Here is a 12,101-nt window from a genome sequence, read left to right as displayed (position 1 = left end):
CCGACCACCCCACGAGCTACGAGAAGTGAGGACGTACCCCATGACAGCACGCGAACTGACCCTGACCGAGCTGACCCGCATCCTGCGCGAGAGCGCCGGCGCGGACGAGAGCGTCAACCTCGACGGCGACATCCTCGACACCCCGTTCGCCGAGCTCGGCTACGACTCGCTGGCTCTGCTGGAGGCCGCCAGCCGGGTCGAGCGCGAGGTGGGGATCAAGCTCTCCGAGGACGCCCTCGGCGACGCCGAGACCCCGCGGCTGTTCCTGGCTCTGGTCAACGAGCCGGTCACGGCCACCCCCTGAACCGCCGGGCCTTCCGGCCTCCCCCTGCCGGAAGGCCCGCGCCACGGCCCCGCCGGCCGAAGTCCCGCGGCCGCACCGGCCGCAGTTCACCGGCCGTCGCATCGGCCACAGCCCACCACAGTCCATCGGTCAAGGAGAGGACAGCATGGCGAACGACAGCGCCGACGTGGTGATCGTCACCGGCGCCACCAGCGGAATCGGTCTCGCGGTCACCGAGAGCCTGGCCCAGCGCGGCACGAAGGTGTTCATCTGCGCACGGCACGAGGAGGACCTGGCCGTCACGGTCAAGGGCCTGCGCGAGCGGGGCCTCGAGGTGGACGGGCAGCGCTGCGACGTCCGGTCCCGTGACGAGGTCCACGCCTTCGTCGAGGCCGCGGTGCGTCGCTACGGCACTATCGACGGCCTGGTCAACAACGCCGGACGCAGCGGCGGCGGGGTCACCGCCGACCTCGCCGACGAGACCTGGTACGACGTCATCGACACCAATCTCAACAGCGTCTTCCTCATGACCCGCGAGGTGCTCACCACCGGCGGGATGCGCGACACCTCACGCGGCCGCATCGTCAACATCGCCTCGACGGGCGGCAAACAGGGCGTCGTCCTGGGGGCGCCGTACTCGGCCTCCAAGCACGGCGTCGTCGGCTTCACCAAGGCACTGGGCCTGGAACTGGCGAAGACCGGAATCACCGTCAACGCCGTCTGCCCCGGCTACGTAGAGACGCCCATGGCGCAACAGGTCCGCTCCAACTACGCGCGGCTGTGGGGCAGCAACGAGCAGGAGGTCCTGGCGCGCTTCGAGACGAAGATCCCGCTCGGCCGCTACTCCACACCGCAGGAGGTGGCCGGCCTGGTCGGCTATCTGATGACAGACCTCGCCGCCTCCATCACCGCACAAGCGCTCAACGTGTGCGGCGGCCTTGGCAATTACTGACGGCAGCGACGGACAAGGACCGGTGAACCCATGAACGACGTGCAGCACACCATCGGGGTGGCGGCCGCACCCGAGACCGTCTACGACCTGCTGGCCGACGCCACCGCGTGGCCGGTGAACTTCCATCCCACCGTCCACGTGGAGCAGCTCGAACAGGACGGGGTACACGAGCGCATCCGGCTCTGGGCGGTCGCCGGCGACCGGGTCAAGGCCTGGACCTCCCGCCGGCACCGCGATCCCGACGGCCTGCGCATCGCCTTCGAGCAGGAGGTCTCCCAGCCGCCGATCGCCGCGATGTCCGGCGCGTGGCTGCTGCGCGGTCTCCCGGACGGCGGGACCGCGGTCGTCCTGGAGCACAGCTACCGGGCCGTCGACGACGACCCGGACCGCCTCGCCTGGATCGCCGAGGTCACCGACCGCAACAGCCGCGCCGAGCTGGCGAATCTCAAGGCGCTGGCCGAGCAGGCGGCCGACCGATCCGAACTGTTGCTCACCTTCGAAGACACCGTCGTCGTCGACGGCGGCATCGCCGACGTCTACGACTTCCTGTACCAGGCCCAGCAGTGGCCGGACCGGCTGCCGCACGTCGCCCGCATGGACCTGACGGAGGACGAACCGGGCGTCCAGATCATGGAGATGGACACCATCACCGCCGACGGCGCCATGCACACCACCAAATCGGTGCGGGTCTGCTTCGCCGACGAACGGATCGTCTACAAGCAGATCGTCGTGCCCCCGCTGATGACGGCCCACACCGGCGAATGGCGGGTGACCGAGGTGCGCGGCGGCGTCGCGGTGACCTCCCGGCACACCGTCGCGATCCGGCCCGAGGCCGTGCCGGGCATCCTCGGCGAGGGTGCCACGGTGGCCGACGCCCGCGAATTCGCCCGCACCGCGCTGAGCGGCAACAGCCGGATCACCCTGGAGCACGCCAAGGCGTACGCCGAGCAGATCACCGCCGGTTCGCAGGTCTGAGCGGGCGGGCACCGTGGAGCGGGCCGGGGCGGACACCGTTGAGCAGCCCGATGTGCGGGCCGTGGCGCAGACCGATGTGACCACCCTCGGAGAGGCCGGTGGGTGCGCGGTGAGCCAGTCAGTGGTAGGCACCTGCGAACCGGTCGGCGCGCACGGCGTCGCCGTCTGGTGGCAGTTCGCCGGGAGCGACCCGCGCGCGCAGGCCCGTGCGCTGCTGCGTACCACCGCTGCCGAGGCCGTGGGGGCGCCGCCGGCCGACGTCCGCATGGGCCGGGCGGCGTCCGGCGCCCCGGAGTTGTCCGGTGCGGCGTCGGGCCTGCGCGCCGGCGTGAGCCACACCCGCGGTCTGGTGGCCGTGGCACTCGCCGGCCCCGGGGCCCGACTGCTCGGGGTGGGAGTGGACGCGGAGGCCGTCCGGCCGCTGGACGCGATCGCTCTCGCCGAACGGTGGTTCACCGCCGACGAGGCGGCCTGGGTGCGCGCCCTGCCGCCGGGGCTGCGGTCCACGGGACTACTGGATCTGTGGACGCGCAAGGAGGCCGCGGGCAAAGCGCTCGGGACGGGACTGCGGGCGGGCGGTCTGTGCCGCGCAATCGGAGTGCCTCCGCCCGGCGCGCCGCCCGGGTCGTCGCGGCCGCTGGCCCCGTTGCCCGGGGCCCCGCGCCTGACCGGCGCCCTCCTGCCCGCCCCTACCGGATACGTACTGGCATGTGCCGTCAGCGGAGCCGGCACGCCCTCTCCCCCCGTTCGGGTCGCCGAAAGGAGCGCCGAACCATGCACAAGACCGCGTTCGTCTTCCCGGGCCAGGGCTCGCAGCAGGCCGGCATGGGCCGCGATCTGCTGGTGACACGGCCCGACCTGGTCGACAGCTACTACCGCCCGGCCGACGAGATCCTCAGGTTCCCTCTGTCCCGACTGTACTGGGAGGGACCCGCCGAGGCACTGCGCGACACCGCCGTCACCCAGCCCGCCGTGTTCCTGACCAGCCTGGCCGCGCTGGACGTCCTGCGGGCGCGGGGTGTCACTCCCGACGTGGTCGCGGGCCACAGCCTGGGCGAGTACGCGGCGCTCGTCTGCGCCGGCGTGCTCGATTGGGCCGACGCCCTGCGGCTGGTGCGGCTGCGCGGGCAGCTCATGGCCGGCGTCAACGAGCGGGTACCGGGGCGGATGGCCGTTGTGATGGGCCTCGACCTGGCGCACGTCGAGCGGATCTGCGCCGCCGTGGCGTCCGCCACCGGCCAGGTCGTGGAGGTCGCCAACGACAACGGCCCCGCACAGGTCGTCGTATCGGGTCAGGACGCGGCCGTGGACGAGGTCGTGCGGCGGGCCCGGGAGGCCGGCAGCAGGCGCGTCGTCGCCCTGCACGTCGGCGCACCGTTCCACTGCCGCCTGATGAGCGACGTCGAGGCGGAGTTCGCCGCCGCCCTGACCGGGGTGCGCTTCCGCCACCCGGTGATCAACGTCGTCTCGGGTGTCACCGCCGAGCCGGTGACGACCGCCGGGGATGCGGTCGCCTGCCTGCGGCGACAGCTCGCCGGCCGGGTGCGCTGGACCGGTGCGGTGACCCGCATGACCGACATGGGCGTGGTCCGGTTCGTCGAGGTGGGGCCGGGCCGGGTCCTCGGCGGACTGCGCCGCCGGATCGCACCGGGCACGCGAGTCCACTCCACCCATGACGCGAGCGCGCTCGCCCTGGCCGTCGACGCCGCCCGGGCGGAAGCGGACACCGCGGCCTGAGCAGTACATCAGCGCCCGACCAACGGATCACACGGACTCATCGCGGAGAGAGTGGACCACCATGCGCACTGCTGAGCAATCCGCCGCCGGCGTCCCCGAAGAGACCGGCGGACCGCCGACCCTGCACGAGCGGCTGACCGAACTGGACCGGCTGAAGGATTCGGCCAGGCAAGGCCCCGATCCCGCAGCTACCGAGCGGCAGCACGCCAAGGGCAAGCTGACGGCCCACGAACGCATCGAACTGCTTCTGGACAAGGGCTCGTTCACCGAGGTCGAGGCCCTGCGACGGCACCGGGCCACCGGCTTCGGGCTGGAACGGCGACGACCGTACTCGGACGGCGTGGTCACCGGCTGGGGCACCGTGCACGGCCGCACGGTCTTCGTGTACGCCCATGACTTCCGCATCTTCGGCGGGGCGCTGGGCGAGGCCCACGCCGAGAAGATCCACAAGCTGATGGACTTGGCGGAGGCCGCCGGAGCCCCGCTGGTCTCGCTGAACGACGGCGCCGGCGCCCGCATCCAGGAGGGCGTCTCAGCACTGGCCGGCTACGGCGGCATCTTCCAGCGCAACACCCGCGCCTCCGGGGTCATCCCGCAGATCAGCGTCATGCTCGGCCCCTGCGCCGGCGGCGCCGCCTACGCCCCCGCGCTGACCGACTTCGTCTTCATGATCCGCGAGACCTCGCAGATGTTCATCACCGGCCCCGATGTCGTCCAGGCCGTCACCGGCGAGGACATCACCCAGAACGGGCTCGGCGGTGCCGACGTCCACGCGTCCACCTCCGGCGTCGCGCACTTCGCCCATGACGACGAGGAGTCCTGCCTGGAGGACGTACGGTTCCTCCTGTCGCTGCTGCCCGCCAACAACCGCGAACTCCCGCCCGCCGCCCCGTGCGACGACCCCGCCGACCGGCGCACCGACGCACTGCTGGACCTGGTCCCCCACGACCCCAACCGTGCCTATGACATGCGCGCGGTCGTCGAGGAAGTAGTTGACGACGGCGAGGTGTTCGAGGTGCACCCCGACTGGGCGCCGAACATCGTGTGTGCCCTGGCCCGGCTCGACGGCCATGTGGTGGGGATCGTGGCCAATCAGCCCTCGGCGTTCGCCGGTGTGCTCGACATCAAGGCGTCCGAGAAGGCGGCACGCTTCGTTCAGCTCTGCGACGCCTTCAACATTCCGCTCGTGACGCTGGTCGACGTCCCCGGCTTCCTGCCGGGCATCGACCAGGAGCACGGCGGCATCATCCGGCACGGCGCCAAGCTGCTGTACGCGTACTGCAACGCCACCGTGCCGCGTGTCCAGCTCATCCTGCGCAAGGCCTACGGCGGCGCGTACATCGTCATGGACTCCCGGTCCATCGGTGCGGACCTCTCCCTGGCCTGGCCGACGAACGAGATAGCGGTGATGGGTGCGGAGGGTGCGGCCAATGTCATCTTCCGTCGCGAGATCGCGGCGTCCGACGATCCCGAGGGGGTGCGGCAGCAGCGGATCAAGGAGTACAAGTCGGAGCTGATGCACCCTTATTACGCGGCCGAGCGGGGGCTCGTCGACGACGTGATCGACCCGCGAGACACCAGGTCGGCGCTGATTCGTTCGCTGGCGATGCTGCGCCGCAAACACGCCGACCTGCCGTCCCGCAAGCACGGAAACCCCCCGATGTGATGAACGGTGACACGCACGAGGTGCGCGTGCTGCACGGCTGTCCGAACGCCGAGGAACTCGCCGCCGTCCTGGCCGTCCTGTTCGGCGCGGTCCGGAACCCCGGGCCCCCGTCGTTCTCGGGCACGGCAGTCGGCGCCGCCGTAGCCTCCTTTGCCGCGACCGCCACGTCACGCGCCGCCATGCCGGTTCCTGGAAGTCCGAGCCCATCTGAACCCGAGGGGAGTTGAGCCATCGTGCGCAAAGTGCTCATCGCCAACCGTGGCGAAATCGCTGTCCGCGTGGCTCGGGCGTGCCGGGACGCCGGGATCGCGAGCGTGGCCGTGTACGCCGACCCGGACCGGGACGCTCTGCATGTCCGCGCGGCGGATGAGGCGTTCGCCCTGGGCGGTGACACCCCGGCCACCAGCTACCTGGACATCGCCAAGGTACTGAACGCGGCACGCGAGTCCGGCGCGGACGCCATCCACCCCGGCTACGGCTTCCTGTCCGAGAACGCCGACTTCGCCCAGGCCGTCCTGGAGGCCGGCCTGATCTGGATCGGCCCCCCGCCGCAGGCCATCCGCGACCTGGGCGACAAGGTCGCCGCCCGCCACATCGCCCAGCGCGCCGGCGCCCCCCTGGTGGCCGGCACCTCCGACTCGGTCAGCGGCGCCGACGAGGTCGTCGTCTTCGCCCGGCAGCACGGCCTGCCCATCGCCATCAAGGCCGCCTTCGGCGGCGGCGGCCGCGGCCTGAAGGTCGCCCGCACCCTCGACGAGGTCCCCGAACTGTACGAGTCGGCCGTCCGCGAGGCCGTCGCCGCCTTCGGCCGCGGCGAATGCTTCGTCGAGCGCTACCTGGACAAGCCCCGCCACGTGGAGACCCAGTGCCTGGCCGACAGCCACGGCAACGTCGTCGTCGTCTCCACCCGCGACTGCTCCCTGCAGCGCCGCCACCAAAAACTCGTCGAGGAGGCCCCCGCCCCCTTCCTCACCGACGAACAGACCGCCCAGCTGTACCAGGCCTCCAAGGCCATCCTCAAGGAGGCCGGCTACATCGGCGCCGGCACCGTCGAGTTCCTCGTCGGCAACGACGGCACCATCTCCTTCCTCGAGGTCAACACCCGCCTGCAGGTCGAGCACCCGGTCACCGAGGAGGTCGCCGGCATCGACCTGGTACGGGAGATGTTCCGCATCGCCGACGGCGAACCCCTCGGCTACGACGACCCCGAACTGCGCGGGCACTGCCTGGAGTTCCGCATCAACGGCGAGGACCCCGGCCGGGGCTTCCTGCCCGCCCCGGGCACCGTCACCCGCTTCGACGCACCCACCGGCCCCGGCGTCCGCCTCGACGCGGGCGTGGAGTCCGGCAGCGTGATCGGCCCGGCCTGGGACTCCCTGCTCGCCAAACTGATCGTCACCGGCGCCACCCGCCAACAGGCCCTGCACCGGGCCGCCCGCGCCCTGGCCGAGTTCCACATCGAGGGCATGGCCACCGCGATCCCCTTCCACCGCGCGGTGGTCACCGATCCCGCCTTCGCCCCTGAAATCCACGGCCGACAAGACCCCTTCACGGTCCACACCCGCTGGATCGAGACCGAGTTCGTCAACGACATCACGCCCCACGCCGCCCCCGCCGACACCGAGGCGGAGGAGGAGGCGGGCCGCGAGACCGTCGTGGTCGAGGTCGGCGGCAAACGCCTGGAGGTCTCCCTGCCGGTCTCCCTGGGCATGTCACTGGCCCGCACCGGCCTCGCCGCCGGCGCCAAGCCCAAGCGCCGCGCCGCCAAGAAGTCCGGCCCCGTCGCCTCCGGCGACACCCTCGCCTCCCCGATGCAGGGCACCATCGTCAAGGTCGCCGTCGAGGAAGGCCAGGAAGTCAAGGAAGGCGACCTGGTCGTCGTCCTGGAGGCCATGAAGATGGAACAGCCCCTCAACGCCCACAAGGCCGGCACCATCAAGGGCCTGTCCGCCGACGTCGGCGCCTCCGTCACCTCCGGCGCCACCATCTGCGAAATCAAGGACTGACGTCACCCATGAGTGAGATCCTCAGCCCCGTCTCGCGGCGCGTGCGCGAGATCACCGTCGACGCCGACGGCGTCCAGCTGTCCGGCCTGCTCGGCGAACCAGCGCATGCGCCACCCCGGGCCGTCGTAGTGGCCGTCCACGGCGGTGGCATGCGAGCCGGGTATTTCCACGGCCAGGCCCACCCGGGCCTCTCCCTGCTGGAACTCGGGGCCGGGCTCGGTTTCACAGTGCTGGCTCTGGACCGTCCCGGCTACGGCCTGTCGGCCGCCCAGCTTCCCACCGGCCAGACGCTCGCCGAACAGTCGGTGACGCTGCACGCGGCCCTCGGCGCCTTCGCCCGCCGGTATCAAACAGGCGTGGGTTTCTTCCTGTTGGCCCACTCCTTCGGCGGCAAGCTCGCGTTGACCGCCGCCGCCGACGACATCGGTGACCGCCTCATCGGCCTGGACATCTCCGGTTGCGGGCACCGCTACGCCGTGGACACGGACGAGTTGCCGGACCCGCACAGCCTCACCACCCGTCGGTTGAGCTGGGGTCCCCTCCAGCTGTATCCGCCGAACACCTTCGCGGGCAGCCGCTCGCTGCTGGTTCCCATGCCGGAGCGGGAGTGGAGAGAGGCGGCAAACTGGCCGGGGCTGCTCCCGGGCATCGCCCGGCGCGTCCGGGTCCCGGTCCGTCTCACCTTCGCCGAGCACGAGGCGTGGTGGCGCCACGACGAGGAAGCGGTGGCCACGATGACCGGCATGCTCAGCGGGACGCGCGTCATCGTCGACCGTCAGCCGGATGCCGGGCACAACATCAGTCTCGGCTGGGCGGCGCGTGCGTATCATCTGCGCGCCCTTGCGTTCCTGGAGGAGTGCATGTTGCGTCGCGCCGGGACGGTGACATGACGGCGCAGTTCCGGTGATGAGGGTGCCGACCGGGCTCCGTCGGACCTTCCGGTCGCGACCCCGACCGGCTACACCTGGTGGTGCCGCCGCCCGGCCACAGTCATGGACGCTGAGGCAGCCCTAGTCGGATAAGGACGTGGCTCGCATGGGCGAGTTTGTTGCTATCGCCCACCCGACACAGCAGCCGGATTACTCACCTCGCTGCCAACGCCCCGACAAGCCGAAACGGTCCGACGGCCCCGAACAACCGGACCGCCGGACCGCCGGACCGCCGGACCGCTATGAAAGATCAAGATCCGAAGGTGATGATGTACACCGGGCTGTTGGAGCTGCCCTCGTTGTGCACTACCGGACAGGACGTCTTCTGCTCGGTGTCCTTGGTCTTGACCTGAACTCCGCAGAAGGGCGAATCGTCCCAGTTCATCGTGTTGATGTTGCTGAGTAGGGGGATGTTGTCCCCCCGCCGTTGTCCTGGGGGTCAGCGCTGGCCATCCCGATGCCGGCGAAGAGGATTCCGCAGATGGCCGCGGCCACCGCTGCAATCTTCTGGACGGTCCTCATGGGCCCGATCCGGGGTGCAGCAGCGGAGGCACGCCTGGGTGCGCGGGTCGTGGCGCAGCCGGGTGAAGACGATGCGGTGCAGGGCCGCATTGGCCTCGATGGGGCTGACTCCGCAAAGGGCGGCAAAGGACGCGTCGGTGTTCAGCCGGTCGGGATTGTCTCCCATGGTGATCAGGAGAGTGACGGCGCTGTCCGGGCCGATGCCCACGGGTAAGAGCAGTTGCGGGGCGTGGTGTTCGACGAGCCGGGTCAGGCGTTGGTTCAGCTCATTGATCTGCGCGGAGAGTTGTTCGATACGCTGGGCGAGCATGCTCAGGGTCATGTGGGTGGCCTCGGTCACCGCGTCTTCGTCGCCCTTGCCGTCGTGCGGGCTGAGGCGCGCGGAGGTGCGGAACAGCTCGGCGTTGCCGAGGCTGGTCAGCCGTCCCGCAGGGCGGGGTCGGCGATGACCAGGAGGGCCTTGAGTTGGTTGATCGCCTGGGTGCGGGCTTTGACCGCGGAGTCTTTGGCGAGTTTGAAGATCCTGGCACTGTGCATCGGACCGTCGCCGGAATTTGCCCGCGCCCGGGCGCGACCATTGAGCACGGCCCGCGCGGCGGCCTGCGCATCGAGCGGGTCCCAGCAGCCGGCGGGCCGAGGGGTCTGGCCGGTTCATCTCGTACACCTGGACGTGCTGAGTCAGCAGGTAGCGGGACAGACCCGCGCCGAAGGTGCCGGTGCCCTCCACACCGGCCCGGCGCACCGTCCCTCGCTTGCGAGCCCGGACGAGCAGCCGACGGTAACCGGCCGCCGTGGCCGGAAAGGATTCGGTGCCCAGAACCTTCCCCAGCGGGGATACCACGGCGGCAACATGAACCTCCCCGTGCGTGTCCACCCCCAGGACGACCTCCCCCCGACTGGGAGAATCCGTGCTGGACGAGATGCTGCGCTGTCTGATCGTCATGGTGGTTCGCCTCCCGCATGGTGACGCGCTAGGTGGGTGGCACCGGCTGCTCGGGCGGTCTGAACCGTGATGGCGCCTGACTCGGCAAGGCCCCTATCGGGACACGCCCCTTGACTCGGTACCAGCAGTCGCCATCCCGCAACGACAGTCGACATGCCTGTGACTGGACACCTCGGTCATAGATCTCATGAGTCAGGCGCCCGTCCGGGACGGCACTGTGCAGCCGTCCCATCGATCCCGGCACAAGCGCATGACGCGACCACAGTCGCATGGCTTCATCCGAACCGGCGCTCAACGTGGCCTGAGCGGGCTAACAATGAGTCAACTCTTCGTCCGCTCGCGACCGGCACCCGGGTTCGGTGGCGAACCTACTAGGCGACCTCGACGATCCTTCGCGCGGGGACCCCCGCCCCGTCGTGGTGGATCGGGATGTGGGCTCCTCGCAGCGACAAACAGGAGCCGCCGCGCCGGGCGGCCACGATCTCGGCCGTCATCGGCAGCACCGTCTCCTCCGGGGTCCGCGCCCCTAGATCGAGCCCGAGGGTGACTGCGGGCGGGCCAGTTCGAGTTCGGAGACGCCGACCTGGCGCAGCCGCTCCTTGTGTTCCAGGTGGGTGTGGCGGGAACCCATCGCGCCGACGTACGTCACGGGCAATTTCAGCGCCTTCTCCAGCAGGGGTACGTCGAACTTGGCGTCGTGGGTGAGGACGCAGAGCACCGCCCGCAAGTCGAGTTGCGTCGCCTCCAGGTAGCGGAGCGGCCAGTCGACGACAACCTCGTCCGCCTCGGGGAATCGTTGCTTCGTCGCGAAGACGGGGCGGGCGTCGCACACTGTCACACGCCGTTCCGAACGACTTCGGCCAGGCCAAGGCCCGGATCGACGCGCTGCGCGCGGCGATCCCGGAGACGGTCACCATCGGTGTGAGCGGCGACTGGGCCGGCGTGCGCGGTCTGAATGCCGGGTGCGACGTCCGGTACTCGGCCGTGGGCGGTCTGTTCCCCCGGACCGCGCTCGCCCTCGCCCGCGCAGCCCTGGCCGGTGACGCGGGCCGGGCCACCGAGGCGCTCGAACCGTTGTGGGCCCTGCTCCGTCAGCACGGTGGTCTGCGCGTCCTGTCCGCCGCGGCGTGCCTGACGTCGGAGCCGAACGTGCCGCGTCCCCTGCGCGGCCTGGACGAGGCCGCGCGCCGGGACGTCACCGCCGTACTGGACGCCCTCCAGCTCACGACCTGAACAGGCTCAGCGTATCCGCATCCGCATCCGGGCTTCGGCAGGGGTGCGGGTGAGGTGATCGGTCGGTGATCCTGGTGTCATGCGTGCCGCCCGCCTGATCCGTATGGCTCTCCTCGTCCAGTCGAGTCCCGGTCTGACCGTCGCTGCCCTTGCCCGGAACCTGGACGTCTCGGAGCGTACGGTGATCCGTGGCGCCCAGGCTCTGCAGAGAGCCGGCAGGACGAAGCCCACGCCACCGGGCATTGCCGCGACGTCGCCGCACCGCAAACTACTTCCGCCGAAGAGGAAGGGGCTGCGGCTTCACGTCCCGTAGTCCGCCGGCACACGAAATACCGGTCCTCGAGTGCCCAGCAGCCCGGGTACGCCCTGCCACAGGGCTGCCCCGTTCACTTGTTCCCAGTCCGCGGTAGCCCGGGATCGCGCCCAATGGGTCATGGCCATCGGCACCAGCATGACGGGCGGCATCACCTCATGGAACACCAGGCCGATCAGCATCATCCAGCAGGCTGCCGCGCCAACCAATCCTGCCGTGCGCCGGAGCAACCGGCGCCGCGCCGCGCCCTCGTCGGCGTGCGGTGCGGCGAGGTGGTCCACCTGCGCGGCATGCTCGTACTTACGTCGAAGCCGGGCGGGGAGTTGGAAACCGAGCGGCAGCAGCACCAGGCACACCAGAGTGACCGCAACTGTTCCCCCAAGCAGAGTCTCCAGCCGGTGAGCCGCACCGATCAGAGCCAGCAGCAACCCTTCGGACAGCACCGCGCCCACGCCCATCATCAGCGCGGACGACTGCTCGACGTACACCACCCGTACCAGCCCGGGTCCGGCCTCGTCAGCCATCGCACCAGCCCTCCCCTG

General features: G+C 70.6%; 12 protein-coding genes and 3 pseudogenes. 10 read left to right on the top strand and 5 right to left on the bottom strand.

Translation table 11 applies throughout. The features are described from left to right. Window positions 1-40 precede the first annotated feature (40 nt). The 8 genes from ABZ919_RS26360 to ABZ919_RS26325 all read left to right on the top strand — a co-directional run bounded on the left by ABZ919_RS26360 (window position 41) and on the right by ABZ919_RS26325 (window position 8,509). On the top strand, window positions 41-304 hold the full coding sequence (locus ABZ919_RS26360; RefSeq protein WP_351214928.1) for an acyl carrier protein: 264 nt from the start codon (window positions 41-43) through the stop codon (window positions 302-304). 145 nt (window positions 305-449) lie between these two features. Beyond that, entirely contained in the window at window positions 450-1,235 is a 786-nt protein-coding gene (locus tag ABZ919_RS26355) for an SDR family NAD(P)-dependent oxidoreductase (protein WP_361252377.1), read from the top strand. Between the two features lie 30 nt (window positions 1,236-1,265). Next, window positions 1,266-2,210, top strand: coding sequence for an aromatase/cyclase (locus ABZ919_RS26350; protein WP_361252374.1), 945 nt, complete (start codon window positions 1,266-1,268; stop codon window positions 2,208-2,210). 61 nt (window positions 2,211-2,271) lie between these two features. Next, on the top strand, window positions 2,272-3,057 hold the full coding sequence (locus ABZ919_RS26345; RefSeq protein WP_361252371.1) for a 4'-phosphopantetheinyl transferase superfamily protein: 786 nt from the start codon (window positions 2,272-2,274) through the stop codon (window positions 3,055-3,057). Further along, the gene (gene fabD, locus ABZ919_RS26340; RefSeq protein ID WP_361252368.1) at window positions 2,985-3,947 is read left to right on the top strand and encodes an ACP S-malonyltransferase; all 963 of its coding nucleotides are present in this window, start codon (window positions 2,985-2,987) and stop codon (window positions 3,945-3,947) included. Before ABZ919_RS26345 ends, fabD begins: the two co-directional genes overlap by 73 nt. Window positions 3,948-4,008: 61 nt before the next feature. After that, window positions 4,009-5,613 (top strand): acyl-CoA carboxylase subunit beta, encoded by a 1,605-nt coding sequence (locus ABZ919_RS26335; RefSeq protein WP_361252365.1) that lies wholly within the window; start codon window positions 4,009-4,011, stop codon window positions 5,611-5,613. Between the two features lie 233 nt (window positions 5,614-5,846). Further along, complete coding sequence (locus ABZ919_RS26330) at window positions 5,847-7,619, top strand: biotin carboxylase N-terminal domain-containing protein (protein WP_361252362.1); 1,773 nt, start codon at window positions 5,847-5,849, stop codon at window positions 7,617-7,619. Between the two features lie 8 nt (window positions 7,620-7,627). Next, window positions 7,628-8,509 carry an alpha/beta fold hydrolase gene (locus ABZ919_RS26325; protein ID WP_361252360.1) on the top strand — a complete coding sequence of 294 codons (882 nt, stop codon included), beginning with the start codon at window positions 7,628-7,630 and terminating at the stop codon, window positions 8,507-8,509. 289 nt (window positions 8,510-8,798) lie between these two features. On the opposite strand, the gene ABZ919_RS26320 is transcribed toward ABZ919_RS26325, so the two are convergent. From ABZ919_RS26320 to ABZ919_RS26305, 4 genes and pseudogenes are all read right to left on the bottom strand, one after another. Then, on the bottom strand, window positions 8,799-8,933 hold the full coding sequence (locus ABZ919_RS26320; RefSeq protein WP_361252357.1) for a hypothetical protein: 135 nt from the start codon (window positions 8,931-8,933) through the stop codon (window positions 8,799-8,801). Window positions 8,934-8,987: 54 nt separating this feature from the next. Continuing rightward, window positions 8,988-9,410, bottom strand: a complete 423-nt coding sequence (locus ABZ919_RS26315) for a transposase (protein WP_361252601.1) — start codon at window positions 9,408-9,410, stop codon at window positions 8,988-8,990. A 309-nt stretch (window positions 9,411-9,719) separates the two neighbouring features. After that, window positions 9,720-10,013: pseudogene (locus ABZ919_RS26310) on the bottom strand (transposase); the annotation flags it as partial. Window positions 10,014-10,384: 371 nt separating this feature from the next. After that, window positions 10,385-10,851: pseudogene (locus tag ABZ919_RS26305) on the bottom strand (XdhC family protein); the annotation flags it as partial. Between the two features lie 83 nt (window positions 10,852-10,934). On the opposite strand from ABZ919_RS26305, the gene ABZ919_RS26300 reads away from it, so the two are divergent. Together ABZ919_RS26300 and ABZ919_RS26295 are read left to right on the top strand one after the other, a co-directional pair. Next, on the top strand, window positions 10,935-11,246 hold the full coding sequence (locus ABZ919_RS26300) for a hypothetical protein (protein WP_361252355.1): 312 nt from the start codon (window positions 10,935-10,937) through the stop codon (window positions 11,244-11,246). A 79-nt stretch (window positions 11,247-11,325) separates the two neighbouring features. Continuing rightward, window positions 11,326-11,463: pseudogene (locus ABZ919_RS26295) on the top strand (HTH domain-containing protein); the annotation flags it as partial. 83 nt (window positions 11,464-11,546) lie between these two features. On the opposite strand, the gene ABZ919_RS26290 reads toward ABZ919_RS26295, so the two are convergent. Continuing rightward, the gene (locus tag ABZ919_RS26290) at window positions 11,547-12,083 is read right to left on the bottom strand and encodes a hypothetical protein (protein ID WP_361252352.1); all 537 of its coding nucleotides are present in this window, start codon (window positions 12,081-12,083) and stop codon (window positions 11,547-11,549) included. Window positions 12,084-12,101 lie beyond the last annotated feature (18 nt).

The sequence above is a fragment of the Streptomyces sp. NPDC046759 genome (assembly GCF_040645475.1).
In the GTDB taxonomy this organism is placed as follows: domain Bacteria; phylum Actinomycetota; class Actinomycetes; order Streptomycetales; family Streptomycetaceae; genus Streptomyces.
This window is presented reverse-complemented; position numbering and strand designations above follow the sequence as displayed.